Below are 22,553 nucleotides of genomic sequence, written 5' to 3' on the forward strand. Positions count from 1 at the left end.
GCCGGCCGTCGACGGACCGATCAATCTTGATACATCTGATCAACATGACGGACTGGCTGGACCGCGCCGAAGCCCTCGACGCCCTCGGGATCCGGGCCCAGACGCTCTACGCCTATGTCAGCCGCGGGCTGATCGAGGCGCGGCGCGCCCCGGGCGGGCGCCGCAGCCAGTACCGGGCCGCCGACGTCGCGGCGCTCGCCGACCGGCGCGGCCGGAGCCGCGCCAGCGCGGCGATCGCCGCGGGGGCGATGGCCTGGGGCGAGCCGTCGGTCGTCACCGCGATCAGCACCGTCCACCGGGGCAGCCTGATCTATCGCGGCCGCGACGCCGTGGCCTTCGCCCGCGACGCGAGCCTGGAGGCGACGGCGGACCTGCTGTGGGACAGCCCGGAGCCGACCCTCTTCGATGTGCCGGCCGGCGCCGCCGCGACGCCGTTCCTGGCGCTGACGGCGCTCGTGCGGACGGCGGGCCTGCCGCGGAGCGCGCCGTTCACGATCTTCCTGCTCGGCCGGAGCCTGGGCTGGGCGGCGCACGCCATGGAGCAGGGCCGCCAGGGCAGCCTGATCCGGCCGCGGGCCCGGTACGAGGGGCGGCGAGGGCCGGCGGATCGCGCCGGCCCCTAGCGGGAGGGCCGGCCCGCTCGGGTCGATCTTGGTCTCAGGCGAACATGTCGGGCTGGGTCTCGGCGATGTGGTTGTACAGCGTCTGGAAGTGCAGCCAGCCGATATAGTCGCTGCCGACGTGCTCGCGGCTGTAGCGGGCGGTCTTCTCCGAGAGGAGCTGCGGCTTGATGCCGGACGCCTCGACCAGGAGCTGCTGCTGGCAGGCCCGCTCCAGGGCGATGAACCAGAAGGCGGCGTCGTCGATGCTGTGCTGCGAGCAGGTCAGCAGGCCGTGGTTCTGGTGCAGCACGCCGCGGTTGCGGCCGATCTGCTGGGCGACCGACAGGCCGCTCTCCTTCTCGACCGCCACGGCGCCCGCCGAGGCGCCGATCACCGCGTGGCTGTTGTAGAAGGCCGCCGCGTCCTGGCTGATCATGTCCAGCGGCCGGCCGGTGGCGCACCACGCGGTGCCGTAGGTCGTGTGCGCGTGGCACATCGCCATGACCTCCGGGTATTCCTCGTGCACGGCGGCGTGGAGGACGAAGCCCGCGCGGTTGATGGCGTGGCGCCCCTCGACCACCCGGCCCTTGTGGTCGGCCAGGATCAGGTTCGACATCCGCACCTGCGAGAAGTGCACGCACATCGGGTTGGTCCAGTACAGCTCCGGGCGCTCGGGGTCGCGGATCGTCAGGTGGCCGGCGAAGCCGTAGTCGAAGCCGTGCAGCGCGAAGGCGCGGCAGGCGGCGACGAGGTGCTGCTTGCGGTAGGCGCGCTCCTCGGCGTGGTCGGCGAAGTCCGGGATTTCCGGGAAGATCAGGCCGGCCTGCTCGGGCTGGTAGATCGAGGTCCGCCTGCGGCCGGCATCGTCGTTCGGCAGGTCGAGGGCGACGGCCGCGTCGTGGGCGTGATCGTCGAGCATGGCGTATCCTCCCGTCGGGGCGCCCGTCCGGCGGCCGAGCGCGCAGTCGCCGGCACTCTCTTGCGCACCCGTTCCGTTGACAAACGACGATTTCTCACGCTTTTCGTGAATTCAATTCACGGATCGCCGATGCGCCGGATCCCGAGTTTCCCCGCCCTGCGGGCCTTCGAGGCGGCCGCGCGCCTCGGCAGCTTCGCGCGGGCGAGCGAGGAGCTGCACCTCACCCCCTCGGCGGTGAGCCACCAGATCCGCGCCCTGGAGCGGTGGTTCGGGCGCGCCCTGTTCCGGCGGGCGAACCGGCAGGCGACGCTCACGCCGGACGGGGGGCGCCTGCTCGCGGGGCTGACGGGCGCCTTCGACGCGATCGAGGCGATCTGCGCGGAGCTCGGCCCGCCGCCCGCGGCCCTCGCCGCGGCGCTCGCCGTCCACTGCACGCCGAGCTTCGCGGCGAAGTGGCTCGGGCCGCGGCTCCCCGCCTTCGTGGAGGCGCATCCCGGCATCGCCATCCACCTGTCGACCAGCGCCGACCCGGTGGATCTCGGCCGGCACGCGGAGATCGACATCCTGATCGCCTACGGCCGCCCGCCGCGCGGGCCCGGGCTGACCGTCGAGTCCCTCGGACCGGAGGAGATCGCCGCCCTGTGCACGCCGGCGGTCGCCCGGGCCGCGCAGCCGGACGCGGCCGGGCCGATCGGGCCCTTCGCGCGGCTCGACTCGTCCTTCAGTCCCGTCCGCTGGCCCGACTGGTTCGCCCGGAACGGCCTGCCGATGCCGACCGGGGCGGCGGGCGCGGCCTTCGACCGGGGCTCGCTGGTGATCTCGGCGGCCGCTCAGGGGCTCGGCGTGGCGCTCGAGACCCTGCGGTTCGCCCGGGACGAGCTCGCCGCCGGGCAGCTGGTGCGCCTCGGCGGCGATCGGGCCGCGAGCCTGACCCGCGACCTCCACTTCATCTGCTACCGCGAGCGCGACGGGGCCCTGGAGAAGATCCGGGCCTTCCGGCGCTGGCTCCTGGACGTGGAGGCGGAGAGCCGGGCGGGGGCGGCCCGAGGCGCAGAGACCTGATCCCTCGCCCCGACCCTCGCCGGCACGGGCGAGGGCGCGCGTCGTCCGTACCGACGGCCAGACTTGTCAGGCCGCGGCCCTCAACGCCCTCGGGAACCGCACTAGGTCCCTGTCCAACAACGCGGCGAACGCGGCGGGGCCCGGTCCCGACCGCCCCGCCCAGGGAGAGAACGCCCCATGTCCCTCTTCGCGAAGCTGCGGCGGCGCGCCGACGAGGGCCGGCCTGTCCGGGTCGGCCTGATCGGCGCCGGCAAGTTCGGCTCGATGTACCTGTCGCAGGCGCCGCGCACGCCCGGCATCCACCTCGTCGCGGTGGCCGACCTGTCGCCGGACCGGGCGCGCGAAGCGCTGCGCCGGGTCGGCTGGGACGACGCCCGGTTCGCCGCGCGCTCGCTGGAGGCGGCCGCGCGCGGCGGCACGACCCTCGTGACCGAGGATGCCGACGCGATGATCGCGAGCCCGTTCGTGGACATCGTCATCGACGCCACCGGTAGCCCGGCCGCCGGCATCCGCCACGCGCTCCAGGCCTTCGCGGCGGCCAAGCACATCGTCATGGTCAACGTCGAGGCCGACGTGCTGGCCGGGCCGCTGCTGGCGCGCCGGGCGGCCGAGGCCGGGGTGATCTACTCGATGGCCTCGGGCGACCAGCCGGCGCTCATCGCCGAGCTGGTCGACTGGGCCCGCACCATCGGGCTGGAGGTGATCTGCGCCGGGAAGGGCACCAAGTACCTCCCGGCCTACCACGCCTCCACGCCCGACACGGTCTGGGGCCATTACGGCTTCAGCGAGAGCCAGGTCGCTGGCGGCGACTTCAACCCGCAGATGTTCAACTCCTTCCTCGACGGCACCAAGTCGGCGCTGGAGATGGCCGCCGTGGCCAACGCCTGCGGGCTCACCCCGCCGCGCGACGGCCTCGCCTTCCCGCCCTGCGGCGTCGACGACCTGCCGGGCATCCTCAAGCCGGCGGCCGACGGCGGCCTCCTCACCGAGCGCGGCACCGTCGAGGTGGTCTCGTCGGTGGAGCGGGACGGGCGGCCGGTCTTCCGGGACCTGCGCTGGGGCGTCTACGCGGTGTTCGAGGCGCCGAGCCCCTACGTGCGCGACTGCTTCGCCCAGTACGGCCTCAAGACCGATTCGAGCGGCCGGTTCGCCGCGACCTACAAGCCCTATCACCTGATCGGCCTCGAGCTCGGCATCTCGGTCGCCTCCATCGCGGTCCGCGGCGAGGCGACGGGGGCGACGGGCGAGTGGCGCGGCGACGTCGCCGCCACGGCCAAGCGCGCGCTGCGGGCCGGCGAGCGGCTCGACGGCGAGGGCGGGTTCACCGTCTACGGCAAGCTGATGCCGGCGGCCGAGTCCCTGGCGCAGGACGCCCTGCCGATCGGGCTCGCCCACAACATGGTCCTCAAGACCGACGTGCCCGCGGGCCGGGCCGTGCGCTGGAGCGACGTCGCCTACGACGCCGGTCAGGAGGCGATCCGCGTCCGTCGCGAGATGGAGGACCTGTTCCGCGGGGCGACGGGGCGGCCCGCCGGGTAGAGCCGTTCCCGACCGCGATGAGTCGGACGCGATTGCCGAGCCCGCGCCGCACGAGGCGCGGGTCCCTCTCCCCTTGCGGGAGAGGGGTTCGTGGCGCGGCCGTCCGAACCGGAGATGCCCGTGTTCCAGACCGTTGCCTGAGCGATCGTGAGCGGCTCCAGAGCCTCAGGCGCGCCGGCCCGCCGTGCGCCCGGTCGGCGAGCGCCCGACGAGCTTCCGGAACGTGCGGCTCATGGCGCCGGCGCTCGTGAAGCCCGATCGCGCGGCGACCTCCGCCATCGATCCCGCGCCGGAGCGGATCAGGGCCTCGGCCCGGCCGACGCGCTCGCGCATGATGTACTGGTAGGGCGTGACCCCGGTGGTCTGGCGGAAGGCCCGGATGAAGTAGCCCTCGCTGAGCCCGACGATGCCGGCCAGGGCAGAGACGGTGATCTCCCGGTCCAGGTGCTCCCGGATATACGCGCAGGCCCGTCCGGCCTGCGACGCCGAGAGGTCGGGCGCCGCCGACCGGCCCGGCGCGCGCGCGGCGACGACCGAGCGCAGGACGGCCAGATGGAGACTCTCGATGAGCAGCGGGTCGGGCGACGGGTCGTCCCGGTGCGCGCAAGCCAGCGCGTCGAGGATGTGACAGGTGCTGCGGCAGGCGCGGAGATCGCGCCCGTCCGCGGCGAAGGCGATCTTGCCGACCGGCGCTTCGGCGAGCCGCTCGACGGCCGCGGCCGAGAAGGAGAGGACCCGGCCGGCATACGGACCCACCCACCGGGTCGTGCCGGTCAGGCCCGGACGCCGGACCAGCAGGCCCTCGCGCTCGCTCAGCCGCGCCGCGATCTCGTAATCGACCGCGTGGTGCGCCCCGGCGGGCTGCGTGCTGGCCGCGACCTCGAGGCCGGTGACCGCGTGCGTGCTCCACCCGCCGACGGGGAAGCGGAAATCGATGAAGGTGATCTCCGGGAGGCCGCGGTCGCTCGGCGCGTAGCAGGTCAGCTCGGGACGGCCGGAGAGATGCCCGGTGCTGCCGCTCGTGGCGTACGCGAACGTCCCGTCGGTGGTCGCGGCCGAATTCTCGGCCGAACTCTCGGCTGTGTCGTCCATGCGGGCCCATCGATCCCGGTATCGTCGCGGTCTTCCCCACGACGGAGGAGGGCGGCCCCGCGGCCGCCCTCCCGGTGTCAGACCGTCAGCGCAGGGATCCGGTCACGCCGCCGACGACACCGCCGACCGCGCCGAGCACGCTGCCCACCAGGCCGCTCACTAGACCGCCGACCTGGCCCACGACCCCCGAGACCGCACCGAGCTCCTGGCTCGCGTCGACCCCGAGGCCGACGGTGAGGCCGACCCCGAGGCCGCCGCCGACCTGGTCCAGCTCGGCAGCGCTCAGCTCGCGGACGGTATCGATGCTGTCCTGCATGATCGTTCTCCAGATTGGAATTCAGGAAGAAGGTTATTTGCTTCGATCTATTGCCTGATCGTAGCGTCGAGGCGCCTTGGACGTCGGCGCCTGCCCTTAGGATTACAGAGATGTGCTTCGTGTCAATCGGTCTGGAACGGCCGATGCCGTTCGCGGACGACCGATATCGGCGACTGCGCAAAAACTGACAGGGCTTGCCATTCGCGGACGCTGCTCCAGGCGTCGCAGGACTCGACGGCCTGCGCGCTGCGGAACGGCGGATTCCCGCGCGGCCCCTCCCGCGGGATCTTCGCGGTGCAGCATCTGATATCGCAAAAATTGACCCGATTTTGCGACGCAAACTCGGCGATGCCTGATTTCTGAGTAAGTCTCTGATTGTGTTTGAGATTTATGGCTGACCGCGACGTTCTGACGCACCAGAAAGTATTCAAAATTCGTTGTGGCAACAAGTGTTGACACACAGATCACGTGGTGCGACCGAGTATGGCGGCGCATGCTGAGCGCATAGTCCTCGAATACGGCTGTCTCTTTCAGGAAGGTTGCTTTCTCCGGGTGCCAAGTCCGCTCTTTCGACTTGAGGTTATCGAGGCGCGACGCAACGCGTGGCTGGGCGAGGCGCAGATCATCCAGCCTCTGCCGGTCCGCATCGTGGCCCTGGCCTGCGTGGTCATGGTGGCGGCGTTCGGCCTCTATGCCTGGCAGGGCACCTACACGCGCCGCATCCACGCCGTCGGCCTGCTCGCGCCCGATATCGGGCTGATCAGCCTCGCCAGCCCGGTGGCGGGGCGCGTCGGCTCGACCGGCGTCCGCGAGGGCGACAAGGTCGCCCGCGGGCAGCTCCTGTACACGATCGACCTCGATGCCGTGTCGGCGAGCGGCCCCACGCAGGAGCGCGTGATCGCCGAGCTGGAGCGGCAGCGCCAGAGCGTGGAGCGGCAGCGGGCCGCCCGGGCCGATCTCGCCGGCACGGAGCGGCAGGCGCTGCGCGAGCAGGTGGCGAATCTGAGCGAGCAGTCGGCCCAGCTCGCCAAGCAGATCGACCTGCAGGACAAGCTGGTTCCGCCGCTCCGGGCGCGGGTCGAGGAGCTCGCCGACGCCGTGGCGCGCGGCTACGCCCGCGCCGCCGACTTCCAGAGCCAGAACTACCTCTACATGCAGGCGAGCGCGCAGCTCGCCCAGTTCCAGCAGAGCCGCCTCCAGATCGACGGCAAGCTCGCCGACACGAGATCCCAGCTCGCCGCCTACGACGACCGGCTGGCCCGCGACCTCGCCGACCTCGACCGGACCGCCGCCCAGCTGGCGCAGCAGAAGGCCGAGAGCGAGGCGCGCCGCGCCATCGAGGTCCGGGCGCCGGAGGCCGGGACCCTGACGTCGATCCGCGCGCAGGTCGGCCAGACCGTGGCGGCCGGGGCGACGCTGCTGACCCTGCTGCCGAGCGCCGGGCGCCTCCAGGCCAACCTGTTCGTGGATTCGTCGGCCATCGGCTTCGCCGAGGCCGGCGCGCCGGTGATGCTGCGCTACGCCGCCTTCCCGTTCCAGCGCTTCGGCCTGCACCGCGGCGTCGTAACCGAGGTGACGCGGGCGCCGCTGGGAAGCGACGACGCGCCCGATTTCGCGCGGCGCGCGGCCGCCCGGGGCGAGGGGACCGACCTCTACCGCATCGTGGTCCGGCCCGATTCCGACACCGTGCTGGCCTACGGCGAGCGGCGCAGCCTCGAGGCGGGCATGCGGGTCGAGGCCGACATCGCCCTGGAGAAGCGGTCGCTGTACCGCTGGCTGCTCGATCCCGTGGCGCATGTCCGGGAGAGCCTCGCCCTCGTCACGCGCGGCGGCCTCGACGCCCTGCCGGTCCGGAAGGCCGCGCCGTGACGGCGCCGTCCCGCGCCGCCCGGCTGGATTTCGGGCTCCGCCGCCGGGTGCCGGTCGTCCTCCAGGCCGAGGCCGCCGAGTGCGGCATGGCCTGCCTCGCCATGGTCCTGGCCTATCACGGGCGCCAGATCGACCTCGCGACGCTGCGGCGGCGCCATCCCCTGTCCCTCAAGGGCATGACCCTGCGCAACCTGATCGACCTGTGCGGCGCGCAGGGCCTGACCGCCCGCGCCCTGCGGGTCGAGCTCACGGATCTGCCCCGGCTCCGGCTGCCCTGCATCCTGCACTGGGGCCTCAACCACTTCGTGGTGCTGACCCGGGTCGAGCGCGGCGGCCTCGTCATCAACGATCCGGGCCGCGGCCGGCGCCGGGTCAGCCTCGCGGAGGCGTCGCGGGAATTCACCGGGGTCGCCCTGGAGGCGGTGCCCAACCCGGGCTTCCGGCGCGAGCGGGCCGCCCCGGGCCTGCGGCTGCGCGACCTGTTCCGCAACATGGCCGGCATCCGCGCCGCCCTGGCCCAGGTCCTGGCCCTGTCGCTGGGGATCGAGCTCGTCGCCCTCCTGATGCCCATCGCCTCGCAGGTCGTGATCGACGAGGTGATCGTGAATGCCGACCACGACCTGCTCCTCGTGGTGGCGATCGGCCTCGCGCTGCTGCTGCTGCTCCAGCTCGGCCTCAGCATCGCCCGCACCTGGGCGATCATGCTGGCCGGGACCCGGCTGAACTACCAGTGGTCGGCCGGCCTGTTCGACCACCTGTCGCGGCTGCCCCTCGACTATTTCGAGAAGCGCCACGTCGGCGACGTGATCTCGCGGTTCGGCTCCCTGGCCACCATCCAGAAGGGCCTGACGACCGACCTCGTCCAGGCCATGCTCGACGGGCTCATGGCGGTCGGCATGCTGGTGATGCTGACGGTCTACGGCGGCTGGCTGGTCGCCGTGGTCCTGGCCTCGACGGCGCTCAACGCGGTCCTGCGGGTCTTCGCCTACGGCGCCTACCGGGAGGGCAGCGAGGAGGCCCTCGTGGCCGAGGCCCGCCAGCAGACGCACTTCATCGAGACGGTCCGCGGCATGGCGAGCGTCAAGCTCCTCGACCTGCGCGAGCGGCGCGGCAACGCCTGGATGAACCACTTCGTCACGGCCCTGAACGCCCGGCTGCGGCTGCAGCGCCTCGACCTCGTGTTCGGCCGCGCGAACGAGTTCCTGTTCGGCCTCGACCGCCTGATCCTGCTGGTGCTCGGCGCCCGCGCGGTCATCGGCGGGTCCCTGTCGCTCGGCATGCTGGTGGCGTTCCTGGCCTACCGCGACCAGTTCGCCACCCGGATCGGCAGCCTGATCGACGCGTGGTTCAAGCTGCGCATGCTCGACGTGCAGACCGACCGGCTCGCCGACATCGTGCTGTGCGAGCCCGAGGAGCAGGATCTCGCCGCCGGCGCGCAGCCGGGGGCGCCCCCGGTCGCCGCCATCGGGGCCGGCGCGCTCGCCGGCGCGGGCCTGGCGCTGCGCTACGGCGCCGACGAGCCCTGGATCTTCCGCGGGGTCTCGCTGTCGGTCCGGGCCGGCGCCTGCTTCGCGATCACCGGCCCCTCGGGATGCGGCAAGACCTCGCTCATGAAGGTGATGATGGGGCTGACGCCGCCCAGCGAGGGGATCGTCGCCGCCGACGGCCAGGACATCCGCACCGCGGCCGGGTCCTACCGGCGCCGGATCGCCGGCGTGATGCAGGGCGACGGCCTGTTCGCCGGCTCGATCGCCGAGAACATCGCGGCCTTCGACGAGCATCCGGACGCGGGCTGGATCGCCGAGTGCGCCGCTCGGGCGGCGATCCTGGACGACATCCGCCGCATGCCGATGGGCTTCGAGAGCCTCGTCGGCGACATGGGCTCGACCCTGTCGGGCGGCCAGAAGCAGCGCATCGTGCTGGCGCGCGCCCTGTACCGGCGGCCCGAGATCCTGTTCCTCGACGAGGCCACGAGCCATCTCGACGAGGCCACCGAGGCGGTGATCGCCCGGGCCCTGCGGGACCTGCGGATGACGCGGGTCATCGTCGCCCATCGCCCGGCGACGATCGCGCACGCGGACGCGGTGTTCGATTTCCCCGCCGAGGTCCGGGGCCGGGCGGATCTCGCCGCCGCCGGCTGACGCGCCGCGCCTAGGGGAGCGTGGGCCGGAGGTCGCCCGGGGCCAGGCCGAAGCGCTTGCGGAAGCCGCGGTTGAAGGTCGGCACGTCGGTGAAGCCGCACGCGTAGGCGATCGAGGCGATCCGGACCTTGTCGTCGCGGCGGGCCTCGAGGCGCCGGCGCGCGAGGTCGAGGCGCGCGTCGCGGATCGCCGCCGCGATGCCGCCGGTCTCCGCGAAGGCGCGGTACAGGCTGGTCCGGGAGAGGCCCAGCGCGCGCTGGATGTCCTGCGGGTTCAGGTCGGGATCGTGCATCCGCCGCGCGATATGGGCGCGGGCGAGGGAGACGACGGCCGCCTGCGAGACCGCCTCCGGGTCGCCGCGCCGGGCGGCGCCGTCGACGAGGTGGCCGAGGAGATGGAGCACGCCCTCGACGGCCGCCTGCGCCTCGTCCGCGGACATCCAGGCGATCGAGCCGGCCACGCCGCGCAGCCGAGCCCGGACCTCCGCCCCGGCCGGGTGCGGGCCGAGGCTGCGGCCCGCGAAGGCGTCGGCGGCGCCGATCCAGGCCTCGAACATCTCGCGCGGGACGGCGAGGCGGATCTCTTCGTAGGCGCTCTGGGTGCCGGCCACGAAGGGCCGGTTCCGCGTCAGGAAGCTGATGTCGCCCGGGTTCAGCTGGGCGCCCCGTCCGTGCTGCTCGTGATAGCCGACGCCGTCGAGCCCGAGGCCGATCACCACCATGGCGCGGGCGTTGCGGTCGACGTGGCGGGACCGGAACTCCAGCTCGACCGGGCTGCTCACCGTGTGGGTCAGCGACCAGCCGGCCGAGGCCACGCTCAGGCGCTTGGCCGAGAACCGCTCCCGGGGGTGCCGCCGGCCGATATCGCCGAACCTGGCCAGGGCCGTGCAGCGCCAGAACTCGAAGGCCCGTTTGGGGTCGACGTGGCTGGTCGTCTCGACGAGGCTCGGGACGAGCTCCGGGCTAGACACGTGCGGCACTCCCGGCGCGCCCTTTCGGCCGCCTGCGCGACCCTATCGTGTGAATCGTGCCGGATCGGCAACCGGCGCCATCCGCCCCGGTCCCGCCTGCGGGAGGCCCGCGCCGCCTCTGGCGCTCCCTACGCAACGGCCCGCCCCGACAGGCCGCGCGGTCCGGAGAGGAGCAGGGCCGCGCTCGCCGCGAGGACGACCGTGATCACCGCGAACATCGCGTGCGGCCCGTAGGCCGAGAGGACCGGCAGGAGGATGATCGGCGCCAGCGCGGCGGCGACCCGGCCGCCGGCCCAGGCGCAGGTCATGGCCGAGGCCCGCAGCGGCGTCGGGAGCAGCTCCGTCGCGTAGACGGCGAGGATGCTGCCGTAGGTCGCCGCGGCGGTGTTGAACGCGATGCCGACGAGGACCAGCGTCAGGAACGTGCCGCTCGCGGCGAAGGCCGTGCCGAGGGCCGCCATCGCCGCCGCCAGGGCCGTCAGGCAGGCGCGCCGCTCGAGCCGGTCGATCACCAGCGCGGTCAGCAGGGTACCCAGCGGCGGCCCGAGCATCGACAGGGCAGCGAAGACCAGGGATTGGTCGACCTTGAACCCCTTCTCCACCATCACGACGGCGCTGAGCAGCGGGAAGGCGATCGTCGCCAGGGGGGCGAGGGTGTAGAGCCCGACGAACAGCGCCGTCCGGCGCAGCTGGCGCGGCCCGGCGAACAGGCCGCGGAACCCCGCCGGCCCGGCCGCGGCCGGCGCCGGGTCCGGGCCGGCGGGGGCGGCGACCCGGACCCGGCCGGCCGCCCGCTCGAACCGGCGGCAGGCGGCGTCGGCCTCGGCGGAGCGCCCGACCGAGGCGAGCCACCGCGGCGATTCCGGCAGCCGCGCGAACAGGAGGCCGCCGAGCGCCGCCAGGGCGCCCCCGAGGATCAGCGCCCAGCGCCACGGCTCGATCCCCAGCGGCGCGCCCGGTGCGAGCATCTGGACCAGGCCGATGGCGGCCAGGCCGCCGAGGAGCCCGAGGCCGGCGCAGACCAGCAGCGTCGCGCCGCGGTGGCGCGCGGGCGTCACCTCGGCGAGGTAGGTGGCGACCAGGGGCGGGAACCCGCCGATCGCGAAGCCCGAGACCGTGCGGGCGATCGTCAGCGCCGTGAGCCCCTGGCTCGCGGCCGCGGCCAGCGATCCGGCGGCCATCAGCGCGAGGGAGGCCTGGAGCGCGCGCCCGCGGCCGAGGCGATCCCCCAGCATCCCGAAGACGGGCGCGCCCACGGCCCCGCCGGCGAAGACGGAGGCGAGGAGCAGGGAGAGGCTGCCCCGCGGCATGCTGTGGGGCGGCGCGAGGAAGATGGCCGCCAGGGCGTTGCTCAGGGCGACCTCGGCGATGTCGGTGAACAGGCCCAGCGTGCAGACGGCGAGCGCCGCCGCGTGGAGCCGCGTGATCGGCAGGGAATCGAGCCGCCGCGTGACGGCCGCGACCGACCCGTCCACCGGCGCGAGGGGGTCGGAGAGGCGCGCGGCCTGGATTCGGGCGTCGACCAAGCGTGTGGATCCTCTGCGACCGGAGCGTGCGCGCACCCGGTGACGCACCGCCATAGCGGCGTGTTCCGCACCGGGGAACGCGATGGCGTTCACAAATGCACCGAGCGCGCCACGGTCGCGGGTCGCGCGGAGGCCGGGGCGGCCCGGTCCGGCGATCCGCGGATCGCGCGGATCCGCCGACGAGCCCTCCGCCGGGAGCCTCGGCGCGCGGGCCGGCACCGCCATCACGCGCCTTGCTGATCGTCGGTCGGGAGGACATCCTGCGCGGGGGATGTCGGGGCGGATGGTCGGGGCACGATGTTCGAGGTCGCGCAGGACGATCTGTCCGATGGTCAGACACGGGCGCTGCTGGCGCTCCATCTCGCCGGGATGCACGCATCCTCGCCGCCGGGCAGCGTGTTCGCTCTCGACCTGTCAGGCCTGCGAGCACCGGGCGTGACCGTCTGGACGGCGCGGCGCGGCGGACGGGTGGCGAGCGTCGGGGCGCTCAGGATGGCGACGGACGGCTGGGCGGAGGTGAAGTCCATGCGGACGCATCCGGACTTCCTCCGTCAGGGAGCCGGCGCGGCGATCCTCGACACCATCATCGCGGCCGCCGCCGCCCGCGGCGCGCGGCGCCTGAGCCTCGAGACCGGATGCGGACCCGCATTCGCGCCCGCGCTCGCACTCTATCGGCGTCGAGGCTTCGTGAACGGCCCCGCGTTCGGGACCTACCTGCCGAGTGAATTCAACCAGTTCCTCCATCTCGCGATCGCCTGACCGAGCGGGGGCCACATCGCGCCGCCGTTCCCGGAGCGTCGCGCGGCCGCGATCCGTGCGACCGGCCGCAGCGGCGGACGGGGTCGAGGCGGGCCATCCAGGTTGTGGGGCGGGGTATCCGCCCGTGCGTGGCTGTCGCCGTGTTGCGCGCGGCGGACGTCACGCGCGTGAGCGGCTGTCCACGGCGGTCACGGCCCGTCCAGGAAGGCGAGAAGCGCTGCATTGAAGAGCGCCGGATCCTGCAGGAACGCGAAGTGGCTGGCGTTCGGCAGGATCAGCAGGCCCGCCCCGGGGATCGTGGCGGCGAGGTACTCGGTGTGCGCGCGCTTGATCCCCTCGTCGTGGTCGCCGTCCGCGATGAGGACCGGCGCGCGGATCCGCTTCAGATCGGCTTCGGTCCAGCGCGGCTGCCCGCTCCACATCCGGCCCACGGCGTCGACGAAGGCGGCGTAGTCCTTCGGGGTCGGCGAGAGGGCCTCGTACTCCTTGCCGGCCCGGTCGATGAAGGCGGCGAAGGTCGGGTTCTTCTCCACACCCTCGATCAGGCCCGACGGATCGGCGTTGGCGCCGAACGCGAACACCTTGCCGACGCGGTCGGGGTGGCGCATCGCCATGTCGAGACCGAGGATCGCGCCGTCGCTCCACCCGACGATGTCGGCGCGCGGGATCTTCAGCACGTCGAGCAGGCCGACCACGTCGTCGGTCATGAGGTCGTAGCCGAACGGCCGATCGTCCCGGGTGCTGCGGCCGTGCCCGCGGCTGTCCACGAGGATGACCGTGCGGCGGGCGGCGAGCGCGGCGACCTGATGGCCCCAGTAATCGGAGTTCGACAGGCCGCCGTGCAGCAGGACGACCGGCGGACCGCTGCCGATCGTGGCGTAATACAGCCGGATGCCGTTGATGGCGGCCCGGCCCGGGGTCGTGCCGGCGACCGGCGCGGGGGTCGGCGGCAAGTCCTGCCAGCGCGCCCCGGCCCAGGCCGGTGCGCCGGCCAGCAGAAGTGTCAGGACGATCACAATCCGAAGCATCGAGCGCCTGTCCGTCATGGGCGGGACCGGCTGCTGGAGCGATCCGGTCCTCCTCGACCCGCCGCGACCGCGATCCGCGGTCGATATGTGCGCGGACCGTGACCGGCCCGGATTACACGACGATTTCAGACCGCGGCCCGCGCGGACGCGGAAACGCGATGTCCGCCGTGCGGCGCGGTCCCGAGCGCCGAAGGCGGTGCCCGGCCCCGCCGCGGAGGATCGGGCTTCTAGAAGCGCGGGTTCGTGCGGCGGGGCTGGTCCGGCCGCGGCGCGGGGGTGACCGGGGCGTGCCGATGGCCGACCACGTCGCCGTTGCGATAGGCCTCCCGGATGTTGTGTCGCGCGGCCCGACCCGCCGTCCCGCCGGGCTGGGTCACGGCCGAATCGCCGGACGGGGCCAGGACGGTCTGCGCCGAGGCCGGCCCCGCGCAGACGAGAAGAAGCGTGACGCAGCCCGACAGAACCTTCATGGCCCGATACCTCCCGCCCGAGCGCGTTGCCGCGACGGGCGAACCCTCGGTGAAGGCGCCCGCGCGCCGCCCCGTCCCGCGTATCTCCGTCCGTGCGGGCGATCGGCTCACGGGGGGCTCGGCGGACGGGGACGTCGGTCAGGCGGCCTTGCCGAGCCGGATCGCCTTGGCGATCTCCGAGCGGCGCTCGGCGTAGCCGGGCGCGGTCATCGGGTAATCGTCCGGGAGCCCGTAGCGCGCGCGGTACCGCTCCGGCGTGAGCCCGTGCGCGGTGAGGTGCCGCTTCATGGTCTTGTACGACCGGCCGTCGATGAAGCTGACGATGCCGTCCGGGCGGACCGAGCCGCGGATCTGCGCGGCGTCGGGCTGCTCGGGCGGCGCCTCGGTAACCGCCGGCCGGACGGCGAGCGCGGAGAACGCGCCGTGCACGGTGACCAGAAGCGGCGGTATGCCGGTGTGCGGCAGCGCGTTGTTCGACAGGTAGGCGGTCACGACGCGCAGGGCCACGTCGCTGATCGTCCGTTCGAGATGATCCTGATTCTTGCGCAACTCGATCGGCCCCTTCTTCGATCTCCGCGATACCTGATATGAACCATGAATACTCGGACATTACCCGATGTCAATGAAGAATGACGGGATCGTCAAGTAACGAATTTTGAATGCAGAATTATTGCGACGTGATCTGCTTCCTCTGGCCGATGATCTGCCCGTCGTGATGTCTGAGGTTTCGAGGGTAGCCGTCGAATTTCTCGACGCGCGCGCGACGTGCGGCACCGGCCGGGCTCCGACGCTTCCGCTTCGCGGATCTTCGTGGTCCAATACGGTTCGAGCGCGTCGCGAAATCTCTCCATGGTCGCCACTTGCCGCCCGCCCGCACCGAGATCGAAGGTCCGGACGTTCCGCGCCGCGCCCGGAGCCGGCCGTGTATGCGCGGTGCTGGCGGCGCTTCTCGGTGGCCTGCTCGCGGCCCCGTTCGCCCACGGGCAGGCCGCGGACGATCCTGAGGCCGAGATGCGGGCGCGGGTCGCCGCGGCCTTCCCGGATGCCGGCCTCGTGCTGTTCCGCAAGATCCGGCCGATCCCCGCCGAGGCGGGGCCCACGGTGGCGTTCTGCGGTCAGGTCAGCAGCGGTCCCGCCGAGCGGGGACGGGCGGATTACCACCTGTTCCTGTACGACCGGACCGACACGGCCGAGACCGTCCGCATCCTCGGATCGGAATCCCTCAACGGCTATCGCGTCGGCCGGAAGCTGATCGGCGCCCTGCGGCGGGTCGGCTGCCTGTGAGGCGGAGGGCGTGGGCGTTCCGTCTCACACGTGACGAAAATGTGGCAGAAGCTTGACTATTCTGCCGTGATCGGTTTATAGCTTGACCGTGGCGTTGCGGTTACACCCCCGAGTCCCGTGGAGGTTCGGATGTGCGCGCGGAAGACCTTCTACATTTTCGTCTCGGCCTCGGACGGTGAGCAGTTCTGCGCCGTCCGGCAGGATCAGCCGATCCCGTCGCTCCTCGACGGTGTGCGTTGGACGTATGTCGGCTGCATCGACATCACCCGGGACAGGCCGTACGGGTTCGACGCGGACGCCGCGCACGCGGCGATGCGGAGCCGCGGCGTCTACTTCTACCGGCGCGAACTGATGTTCCGCCGGGCCAACTTCCTCCTCGAAGCCGCCTGATGCGCCTTCGTCCCGGAGCGATCCTGGGCGGCGCGCTGGTCCTCGGCGGTCTCGGGTTCGCGCCCGCCGCCGAGGCGCAGATGCCGACGCGGGTCGGCACCTGTGTGGCGACAACCATCGCGCGGATCGGGACGCGGTTCAGCGACACGCTCGCGAAGCCGAAGGGCGACGGGATCGACGAGGGGACGAGCGTCGATCTGAAGAACGGCGTCTACGGCGTGTCCTACGCGTATGTCGACGCGGTCGCGCGCTCGCGGGTCGGCGACCGGGTGATGACCTGCCTCGTTCTCCTGCCGACCGGCTGCCCCAGGGGCGACGATCGCGGCAAGATGTACACGACGACCAACCTGCGCACGCTGGATTCCTGGACATTGCCCGACTCGCAGCACATGTGCGGCGGGGCCTGAACGGGCCTCCGTGAACCCGCCGCTCGGACGAGCGCGCGGCCTCCCGGGGCCGGATTCCGGGCGCCGGTGAAGAGGAGAGGGATCCGTGTCGGTCAGGAACGGTCTTGCCGCCCTCGTGCTGGCGGCGGCGGGCGCGGCGCCGGCCCCCGCCTGGGCGTGGGGCGTCCCCGGATGCACCAACCTTCCCGAGTACAACCGCGCCCTGGGCGCCCTGCAGGGCATGACGAGCGCCTGCGACATGAGCGTCGAGGAGGCCCGCCGGGTCGTCGCGGCCCATGACGGCGTCGCGCCCGGCCCCCCGGTTGCCGCCGCGGAGCCGCCGCCGCCGCGGGTCGCGCCGCGGCACCGCAGGGCGCGGGCGCACCGGAGCGCGCGGCCGCGGCATCACCGCTGAGCCGGCCGGCCGGCGCTCAGGTCTCGTCGCCCGGCGCGCCCGGGGGATCCGCGCGGGCGCGCGCCCAGTCCCGGTCGCGCTGCGCCTGTCGGGCGCGCTGCTCCGCCACGTAGGCGTTCTCGTCGGCGCGTTCCCGCTTCCGGCGGCGGTCGGCGGCCGCCGCGCTCCGCTTGCGCCACGCCTCCGTCTCGGCCTTCTGGCGCAGCAACTCCTCGACCGTGATGGGGGTCACGGGCGCCCTGGGTTGCGCCCAGGGATAGGGCCGCCGCGGCGGAGGCGGGCGGGGCGCCCGGTCGGCGGAGGCCTGCCCGTCACGCCGGAGCGCCTCGGCCGCCTCGGCGAGGGTCATTCCGGCGCCCCGCGCGATGCGCTCGGCGGCGGCCCGGGCGGCCGCCCGCTCGCCCGCCGTGGCGCCCTGGGCGGCGAGCGCGAGGCATTTCTCGAACCGGTCTCGGTCGGCGGGGGTCATGAGCGGCGTCTTACCGCCAAGTCGGCCCGCCTGTCCCGTCGCTCCGATCCGTCAGTGCGGCGGCGCGCCGGCCACCGTGCCGGCGAAGCTGCCGCTGCCGAGCCTCTCGCAAACGATCCGGACGACGCCCTCCGCGAGGTCTCCCGGCGGTGGCCCGCGGCCCGTGCCGCTACGTCCGGACGCGTCCGCTCCCGCGCGGTCCGATCGCCGGCAGGCCGGTCCCGTCCGGCAGTCCGCCGAGCGCCACGAGGATCCGTCCGAGGAGCGCCCGCGAGTGCCGCGCGCCGCTGCCGATGGTCGCGCGGTCCGGCCGGCCCGGATGGGCCTCGTAGGCCGCGCGCAGCCGGTCGAGCTGCCGCCTGCGCGTCTCGGGATCGCTGGAACCCACGGCCCATCCTCCCGGCAGGCCCTGGCTCGCGGTGCGCCCCCGCGAGCGAGCCTTCGACCATCCCGAGTCGGGGAGTTGGAAAACCGTGTCTGAACGGTCCCTACGACCTTTAGCGCCGGAACGCCTGGACATACGCCGCAGGCTCCCCGACCGTGTGGTCAAGGATACGGGTGCCGTTGTGGTCGGCACCGACCATCAGACAGGGGGTTCCACGCCCCAGGGCCGCGCGTACGGCCCCGCTGGCGTTCTAGTCGCGTCTAGGAACGAAATCCAGCCCGTCGTGCGGCTTCGCGCTCGAGGCTTCGGAAGCCGCCATCGATCAGCAGGGCCAGCGCGGACACGGCGAGGCCGCCCTGCAGCACGTAGGCGGTGTTGCCGGTGAGCAGGCCGGAGATGATCACCTCGCCGAGGGTGCTGGCCGCGACCGTCGAGCCGATGGTCGCCGTCGCCAGCCCGATGACGGCGGCGAGGCGGATCCCCGACAGGATCATCGGCAGCGCCAGGGGCAGCTCGACGCGGACGAGCCGCTGCCGGTCGGTCAGCCCCATGCCGCGCGCGGCCTCCATCAGCGCCGGGTCGAGATCCTCGAGCCCGGTGAGGGCGGTCTCGAAGATCGGCAGGAGTCCGTAGAGGACCAGGGCGATCAGGGTCGGAACCGCCCCGAACCCGAGGATCGGGACGGCCAGGGCCAGGACCGCGACGGGCGGGAAGGTCTGCCCGATGCGGGCCACCGACCGGGCGAACGGCAGCACGTCGCGGCCGGCCGGCCGCGTGGCCGCGACCGCGAGGCCGAGGGCGATCGCGGCCGCGATCGTGGTCGCGGCGGCGACGAGCAGGAGGTGGGTGACGGCGAGCGTCAGCAGCGGCGTCTGGGCGTAGATCGGCGGCGCGTCGCCGGGGGCGAAGGGCCGGAACAGGGGCGCGAACAGGCCCGGAGCGACCAGGAACGCCCCCAGCAGGGCGAGGAGCGCGGCCCGGGCGATCCGCGGGGCGCCGATCACGGCCGGGCACCCCGCGCCGCGAGGGCCTCCCGCGTCACCCGGCCCAGGACGACGCCGTCGCGGCTGACCGGCAGGGCCGGGCGCCGCGACCACAGGCTCTCGGCGAGGGCGGCCCGCACCGTGGTCCCGGCCGGGATGGGCGGGCCCGGCGCCGGGCCGGGCTCGACCAGATCGTCCACGACGCGCAGGGCCATGAGCTGGAAGGCCCGCTCGCCGCTGCCGAGGAGGGCGCCGACGAAGGCGGTGGCGGGTGCGCCGATGAGGTCCGCCGGCGCGGCCTCCTGCACCAGGCGCCCGCCATCCATCACGGCGACCCGATCGCCGAGATGGAGCGCCTCGGTCATGTCGTGGGTCACCAGCACGATCGTGGTGCCGTAGCGCGCCTGGATCGCCAGCAGATCCGCCTGCGCCCGCCCGCGGATGATCGGATCGAGGGCGCCGAACGGCTCGTCCATGAGCAGGATCGGCGGCTCGGCCGCGAGCGCCCGGGCGACGCCGATCCGCTGCTGCTCGCCGCCGGAGAGCGCCGCCGGCAGGCGGTCCCGGTAGACCGCCGGATCGAGGTTGAACAGGCCGAGAAGCTCGTCGACCCGCGCGGCGATCCGCCGGCGCTCCCAGCCGACGAGCTTCGGGACCACCGCGATGTTCTCCGCGACCGTGCGGTGGGGGAACAGCCCGTGTCCCTGGATGGCGTAGCCGATCCCGCGGCGCAGGAGGTGCGGGGGCACCTCCCGGACGTCCCGGCCCGCGATCCGGATCGTCCCGGCGCTCGGCTCGATCAGGCGGTTGATCATGCGCAGCAGGGTGGTCTTGCCGGATCCCGAGGTGCCGACCACCGTCAGGATCGTCCCGGCCTCGACCCGCAGGGTGACGTCCGCCACGACCGTGCGCCCCTCGAAGACGCGGCTCACCCCGGCGAGATCGATCATGGGGTCCGCTCCGCCGCGCGGCCGCGGCTCAGGTCGATGACGGCGTCGAGCAGCACGGCGGCGCCGGTCGCCAGGGCGACGGTCGGCAGCGCGCCGAGCAGGACGAGGTCGCCCGCATTCTGGCTGATGCCCTGGAAGACGAACACGCCGAGGCCGCCGCCGCCCACGAGGCCCGCGATCACCGCGAGGCCGATATTCTGGACGAGGACGATCCGGATCCCGGTCAGGATCGCCGGGAGGGCGAGGGGCAGGTCCACCTGGAACAGCCGCTGGCGCTGGGTCATGCCGACGCCCCGGGCGGCGTCGCGCACCGGCCCGGGCACGGCGTCGAGGCCCGCGACGGTCGCGGCGGCCACCGGCAGGAGCGCGTAGGCGAACAGCGCCACGAAGGCCGGCGCGGCGCCGATCCCCGCGATGCCGAGGGCCGATGCGCCCGGGACCTCCCGGCCGATCCAGGCCAGGGGGGCGATCAGCATGCCGAACAGGGCCATGGACGGGACGGTCTGCACGACGTTGAGGCCCGTGAGCAGGCCCGCCCGCAGGGGCGGGACCGGGCGCGCCAGCGCGGCCGCCGGGATCCCGATGAGGGCGGCGGCCGCGACCGAGCTGAGGGCGAGGGCGGCGTGGGTCCGCAGCTCCCGGCCGAACGTGTCGGAGCGGCCGGCATATTCCCGCAGGACCGAGAGGTTGTCCCAGAACCCGGTGCGCAGGGCGAGCCCCGTCGCGGCGACCAGCAGGGCCAGCAGGGCGATCCGCGGGATCGGCCCCGGCCGCATCCGCGCCAGCGCGTCGCCGACCGCCAGGGCCGCCGTCCCGGAGGCGAGCCACCAGCCGGCATCCGGCGAGACCCGGCCGTAGCGGTCGCCCGGCGCGGTCAGGTGGTCGGCCGCCCAGCCGGCCGCGAGGCCGAGCAGCAGCAGGATCGCGGAGGCGGCGGCCAGCCGCAGGAGCGGCGCCGACCGCAGGGCCAGCAGCGGCAGCGCCAGGGCGACGACGCCCCCGAGGAGGAGCGCCGCGCCGGTCGGGAGCGCCGACCACGCCGACAGCGCGGTGCCGGCCGCGATCCGGTTCGGCCGGGTCGTCATCAGCGGCAGGGCGAGCAGGCTCACCCCGAGCACGGCCGCGAAGGCCGCGCCCAGCGGATCGACGCCCGGGCGCGGCCGCCCGGTCGCGGACAGTAATCCCGTCCTCACGCGCCGACGGCGTCCCGGGACGCACAGGTGGACTGAAGCGGGACGGGTCTCATGAGGCGGGTCACCGGCGTCGCGACGCTCTCGGGCGCCCCGCCGCGCATCCTTGCCGACGGAGCCCCGGCTTGTCGACGCGGGATCCCGCGGGCGGCCGACGACCCCGCCCGCGGAGGCGCGGGTCGCGGCGCTGTCCGCGTGACCGGCTCAGCGCGCGAACCCGTTCCGCCGGAGGAAGTCCGCCGCGACCGCGGAGGCCGGCTCGCCGCCGATCTGGACCCGCCCGTTGAGATCCCGGAGCGTGGCCAGATCGAGCCTGCGGAAGATCGGGTCCAGCACCGCGGCGATCTCCGGATGGGCCTTGAGGACCGCGCCGCGGACCACGGGCGCCGGCTGGTAGACCGGCTGGACGCCCTTGTCGTCGTCCAGCATCACGAGGCGCGCGACCGCCATGCTGCCGTCGGTGCCGAACACCATGGCGGCGTTCGTGCCGGAGGTGCCCCGCGCCGCCGCCGCGATCGTGGCGGCCGTGTCGCCCCCGGCCAGGATGACGAGCTGGTCCGGCCGGAGGGTGAAGCCGTAGGCGCGGCCGAAGGCCGGCAGCGCCCCCGGGCTGGTCACGAATTCCGACGAGGCGGCGAGCCTGATCGCGCCGCCGCCCGCCACGTAGCGGCCGAAGTCGCTCATGGTCCTCAGGCCCGCGGCCCGCGCGATCTCCTGGCGCACGGCGATCGCCCAGGTGTTGTTGGCCGAGGCGGGCGTCAGCCAGACGAGGTCGTTGGCCGCGCGATCCAGGTCCCGGGCCGTGCGGTAGGCCGCCTCCGGATCCTTCCAGACCGGGAGATCGGCCTTCCCGAAGAAGAACGCCGCGTTGCCGGTGTATTCCGGGTAGACGTCGATCTGCCCCTCGATCAGGGCCTGCCGGACGATCGCGGTCGCGCCGAGCTGGATCTTGTCGACGATCGGCAGGCCCCGGGCCTGCAGCGCCTGCAGGATGATGTTGCCCAGCACCCCGCCCTCGGTGTCGAGCTTGGAGGCGACGACGATCCCGGCCGCCGGCGCGCCGGGCGTGGGCGCGCACTGGGCGACCAGCAGCGCGAGTCCTGCCGCGACGAGACCCGCCCGGATCCGCTTCACCATGGCCTCCGGGTCCGCTCCGGCGCCCGTCAGGTCCGGTCGGGCGCTCGCCTTCATCTAGGGCCGGTCCCGATCGAGTTGAGGCGGAGGCGCGCCGAGCCTGTGCCGCACGTGAGAGGGGGCATGGCGCGACTTTCTCCACCCGGATCGTCGTCCGTCCAGACCGCTGCGACACGATCGGGAGCAGCTCTCGGGCCGGTGCCGCGGCGTGATTCGGTGCTCGAGCCCGGTCGACAGCCTCGCCTCTCGCCCCGGACCGATCCGGCGTCGCGACCCGCGGAACCGCCGGGATGACCGCCGCGCTCGGCGAGTCCAACCGGGGCCGTATCAAATCAACACATTCCCGTTAACGTTGTTTAACCTTTACATGATCCTTCCGCGAACGATCCTGGCGTTGGAGATATAATCTTGAGTACATGCTTCGTGTCGAAAGGAGGGGGGATATGTCGTATTCGATTCTGGTTCGCGATCTCACCCGCGAGACCGACGGTGCTCCGAAACTTCTGGCCTACGACATTCACGACCGCTCGGCGGCCGAGACTCTCGTGTCGGTGATCGCCACTTCGTACCAGGATCACGGTTTCAATCCAGCGACCCGCGTCCACTGGTTTCGCCACGCGGGCGGGGTGCGCGAGATCTTCACCTGGCCGCGGTCCTGACCGGCGGCGCCCGGG

25 protein-coding genes are annotated in these 22,553 nt (G+C 73.4%); 11 read left to right on the plus strand and 14 right to left on the minus strand.

What is annotated here, in order from left to right; all coding sequences use genetic code 11:
- Nucleotides 1-26: 26 nt before the first annotated feature.
- A complete protein-coding gene (locus J3A75_RS30870) occupies nucleotides 27-623 on the plus strand; it encodes a citrate/2-methylcitrate synthase (RefSeq protein ID WP_245295836.1) in 597 nt (198 codons plus the stop codon).
- A 34-nt stretch (nucleotides 624-657) separates the two neighbouring features.
- Here J3A75_RS30870 and J3A75_RS30875 read toward each other — a convergent pair whose 3' ends face one another.
- Complete coding sequence (locus tag J3A75_RS30875; RefSeq protein ID WP_012321779.1) at nucleotides 658-1,521, minus strand: class II aldolase/adducin family protein; 864 nt, start codon at nucleotides 1,519-1,521, stop codon at nucleotides 658-660.
- 129 nt (nucleotides 1,522-1,650) lie between these two features.
- On the opposite strand from J3A75_RS30875, the gene J3A75_RS30880 reads away from it, so the two are divergent.
- Together J3A75_RS30880 and J3A75_RS30885 are read left to right on the plus strand one after the other, a co-directional pair.
- Nucleotides 1,651-2,583: a LysR substrate-binding domain-containing protein gene (locus tag J3A75_RS30880; protein ID WP_024828530.1), complete on the plus strand. Its 933-nt coding sequence runs from the start codon at nucleotides 1,651-1,653 to the stop codon at nucleotides 2,581-2,583.
- Nucleotides 2,584-2,760: 177 nt separating this feature from the next.
- Nucleotides 2,761-4,122 carry an NAD(P)H-dependent oxidoreductase gene (locus J3A75_RS30885; RefSeq protein WP_029361429.1) on the plus strand — a complete coding sequence of 454 codons (1,362 nt, stop codon included), beginning with the start codon at nucleotides 2,761-2,763 and terminating at the stop codon, nucleotides 4,120-4,122.
- Between the two features lie 165 nt (nucleotides 4,123-4,287).
- On the opposite strand, the gene J3A75_RS30890 is transcribed toward J3A75_RS30885, so the two are convergent.
- The gene (locus J3A75_RS30890; protein ID WP_029361430.1) at nucleotides 4,288-5,214 is read right to left on the minus strand and encodes a helix-turn-helix domain-containing protein; all 927 of its coding nucleotides are present in this window, start codon (nucleotides 5,212-5,214) and stop codon (nucleotides 4,288-4,290) included.
- Nucleotides 5,215-5,299: 85 nt separating this feature from the next.
- A complete protein-coding gene (locus J3A75_RS30895) occupies nucleotides 5,300-5,530 on the minus strand; it encodes a hypothetical protein (protein WP_012321783.1) in 231 nt (76 codons plus the stop codon).
- Between the two features lie 552 nt (nucleotides 5,531-6,082).
- Here J3A75_RS30895 and J3A75_RS30900 point away from each other — a divergent pair.
- Together J3A75_RS30900 and J3A75_RS30905 are read left to right on the plus strand one after the other, a co-directional pair.
- Nucleotides 6,083-7,399, plus strand: coding sequence for an HlyD family efflux transporter periplasmic adaptor subunit (locus tag J3A75_RS30900; protein WP_041372407.1), 1,317 nt, complete (start codon nucleotides 6,083-6,085; stop codon nucleotides 7,397-7,399).
- Nucleotides 7,396-9,540 (plus strand): peptidase domain-containing ABC transporter, encoded by a 2,145-nt coding sequence (locus J3A75_RS30905; protein WP_063110351.1) that lies wholly within the window; start codon nucleotides 7,396-7,398, stop codon nucleotides 9,538-9,540. Before J3A75_RS30900 ends, J3A75_RS30905 begins: the two co-directional genes overlap by 4 nt.
- 10 nt (nucleotides 9,541-9,550) lie before the next feature.
- Here the strand turns inward: J3A75_RS30905 and J3A75_RS30910 are convergent, their stop codons facing one another.
- Nucleotides 9,551-10,510: a helix-turn-helix domain-containing protein gene (locus tag J3A75_RS30910; protein WP_024828525.1), complete on the minus strand. Its 960-nt coding sequence runs from the start codon at nucleotides 10,508-10,510 to the stop codon at nucleotides 9,551-9,553.
- Nucleotides 10,511-10,638: 128 nt separating this feature from the next.
- The gene (locus J3A75_RS30915) at nucleotides 10,639-12,036 is read right to left on the minus strand and encodes an MFS transporter (protein ID WP_012321787.1); all 1,398 of its coding nucleotides are present in this window, start codon (nucleotides 12,034-12,036) and stop codon (nucleotides 10,639-10,641) included.
- 297 nt (nucleotides 12,037-12,333) lie between these two features.
- On the opposite strand from J3A75_RS30915, the gene J3A75_RS30920 reads away from it, so the two are divergent.
- Nucleotides 12,334-12,795 (plus strand): GNAT family N-acetyltransferase, encoded by a 462-nt coding sequence (locus J3A75_RS30920; protein ID WP_012321788.1) that lies wholly within the window; start codon nucleotides 12,334-12,336, stop codon nucleotides 12,793-12,795.
- A gap of 188 nt (nucleotides 12,796-12,983) precedes the next feature.
- Here J3A75_RS30920 and J3A75_RS30925 read toward each other — a convergent pair whose 3' ends face one another.
- From J3A75_RS30925 to J3A75_RS30935, 3 genes are all read right to left on the minus strand, one after another.
- A complete protein-coding gene (locus tag J3A75_RS30925; RefSeq protein WP_012321789.1) occupies nucleotides 12,984-13,823 on the minus strand; it encodes an alpha/beta fold hydrolase in 840 nt (279 codons plus the stop codon).
- 227 nt (nucleotides 13,824-14,050) lie between these two features.
- On the minus strand, nucleotides 14,051-14,293 hold the full coding sequence (locus J3A75_RS30930; RefSeq protein WP_012321790.1) for a hypothetical protein: 243 nt from the start codon (nucleotides 14,291-14,293) through the stop codon (nucleotides 14,051-14,053).
- Nucleotides 14,294-14,431: 138 nt separating this feature from the next.
- Nucleotides 14,432-14,842 (minus strand): MucR family transcriptional regulator, encoded by a 411-nt coding sequence (locus J3A75_RS30935; protein ID WP_029361611.1) that lies wholly within the window; start codon nucleotides 14,840-14,842, stop codon nucleotides 14,432-14,434.
- A gap of 300 nt (nucleotides 14,843-15,142) precedes the next feature.
- On the opposite strand from J3A75_RS30935, the gene J3A75_RS30940 reads away from it, so the two are divergent.
- From J3A75_RS30940 to J3A75_RS30955, 4 genes are all read left to right on the plus strand, one after another.
- Nucleotides 15,143-15,577 (plus strand): hypothetical protein, encoded by a 435-nt coding sequence (locus J3A75_RS30940; RefSeq protein ID WP_043375033.1) that lies wholly within the window; start codon nucleotides 15,143-15,145, stop codon nucleotides 15,575-15,577.
- 129 nt (nucleotides 15,578-15,706) lie between these two features.
- Entirely contained in the window at nucleotides 15,707-15,967 is a 261-nt protein-coding gene (locus J3A75_RS30945; protein WP_012321793.1) for a hypothetical protein, read from the plus strand.
- Nucleotides 15,967-16,374, plus strand: a complete 408-nt coding sequence (locus J3A75_RS30950; protein WP_029361613.1) for a hypothetical protein — start codon at nucleotides 15,967-15,969, stop codon at nucleotides 16,372-16,374. Before J3A75_RS30945 ends, J3A75_RS30950 begins: the two co-directional genes overlap by 1 nt.
- An 85-nt stretch (nucleotides 16,375-16,459) precedes the next feature.
- Nucleotides 16,460-16,768, plus strand: a complete 309-nt coding sequence (locus J3A75_RS30955) for a hypothetical protein (RefSeq protein WP_012321795.1) — start codon at nucleotides 16,460-16,462, stop codon at nucleotides 16,766-16,768.
- Nucleotides 16,769-16,784: 16 nt separating this feature from the next.
- Here J3A75_RS30955 and J3A75_RS30960 read toward each other — a convergent pair whose 3' ends face one another.
- From J3A75_RS30960 to J3A75_RS30985, 6 genes are all read right to left on the minus strand, one after another.
- Nucleotides 16,785-17,237 (minus strand): hypothetical protein, encoded by a 453-nt coding sequence (locus tag J3A75_RS30960; RefSeq protein WP_209650898.1) that lies wholly within the window; start codon nucleotides 17,235-17,237, stop codon nucleotides 16,785-16,787.
- Between the two features lie 169 nt (nucleotides 17,238-17,406).
- Entirely contained in the window at nucleotides 17,407-17,625 is a 219-nt protein-coding gene (locus J3A75_RS30965; RefSeq protein WP_209650899.1) for a hypothetical protein, read from the minus strand.
- A gap of 257 nt (nucleotides 17,626-17,882) precedes the next feature.
- Entirely contained in the window at nucleotides 17,883-18,626 is a 744-nt protein-coding gene (locus J3A75_RS30970) for an ABC transporter permease (protein WP_012321798.1), read from the minus strand.
- Nucleotides 18,623-19,555 carry an ABC transporter ATP-binding protein gene (locus J3A75_RS30975; RefSeq protein ID WP_012321799.1) on the minus strand — a complete coding sequence of 311 codons (933 nt, stop codon included), beginning with the start codon at nucleotides 19,553-19,555 and terminating at the stop codon, nucleotides 18,623-18,625. Before J3A75_RS30975 ends, J3A75_RS30970 begins: the two co-directional genes overlap by 4 nt.
- Nucleotides 19,552-20,748: an ABC transporter permease gene (locus J3A75_RS30980; RefSeq protein ID WP_071000243.1), complete on the minus strand. Its 1,197-nt coding sequence runs from the start codon at nucleotides 20,746-20,748 to the stop codon at nucleotides 19,552-19,554. The genes J3A75_RS30975 and J3A75_RS30980 overlap by 4 nt, the downstream gene beginning before the upstream one ends.
- A gap of 201 nt (nucleotides 20,749-20,949) precedes the next feature.
- A complete protein-coding gene (locus J3A75_RS30985; RefSeq protein ID WP_024828519.1) occupies nucleotides 20,950-21,882 on the minus strand; it encodes an ABC transporter substrate-binding protein in 933 nt (310 codons plus the stop codon).
- A gap of 440 nt (nucleotides 21,883-22,322) precedes the next feature.
- On the opposite strand from J3A75_RS30985, the gene J3A75_RS30990 reads away from it, so the two are divergent.
- The gene (locus J3A75_RS30990; RefSeq protein ID WP_024828518.1) at nucleotides 22,323-22,538 is read left to right on the plus strand and encodes a hypothetical protein; all 216 of its coding nucleotides are present in this window, start codon (nucleotides 22,323-22,325) and stop codon (nucleotides 22,536-22,538) included.
- Nucleotides 22,539-22,553 lie beyond the last annotated feature (15 nt).

It is taken from the genome of Methylobacterium sp. PvP105 (assembly GCF_017876975.1).
Classification (GTDB): domain Bacteria; phylum Pseudomonadota; class Alphaproteobacteria; order Rhizobiales; family Beijerinckiaceae; genus Methylobacterium; species Methylobacterium radiotolerans.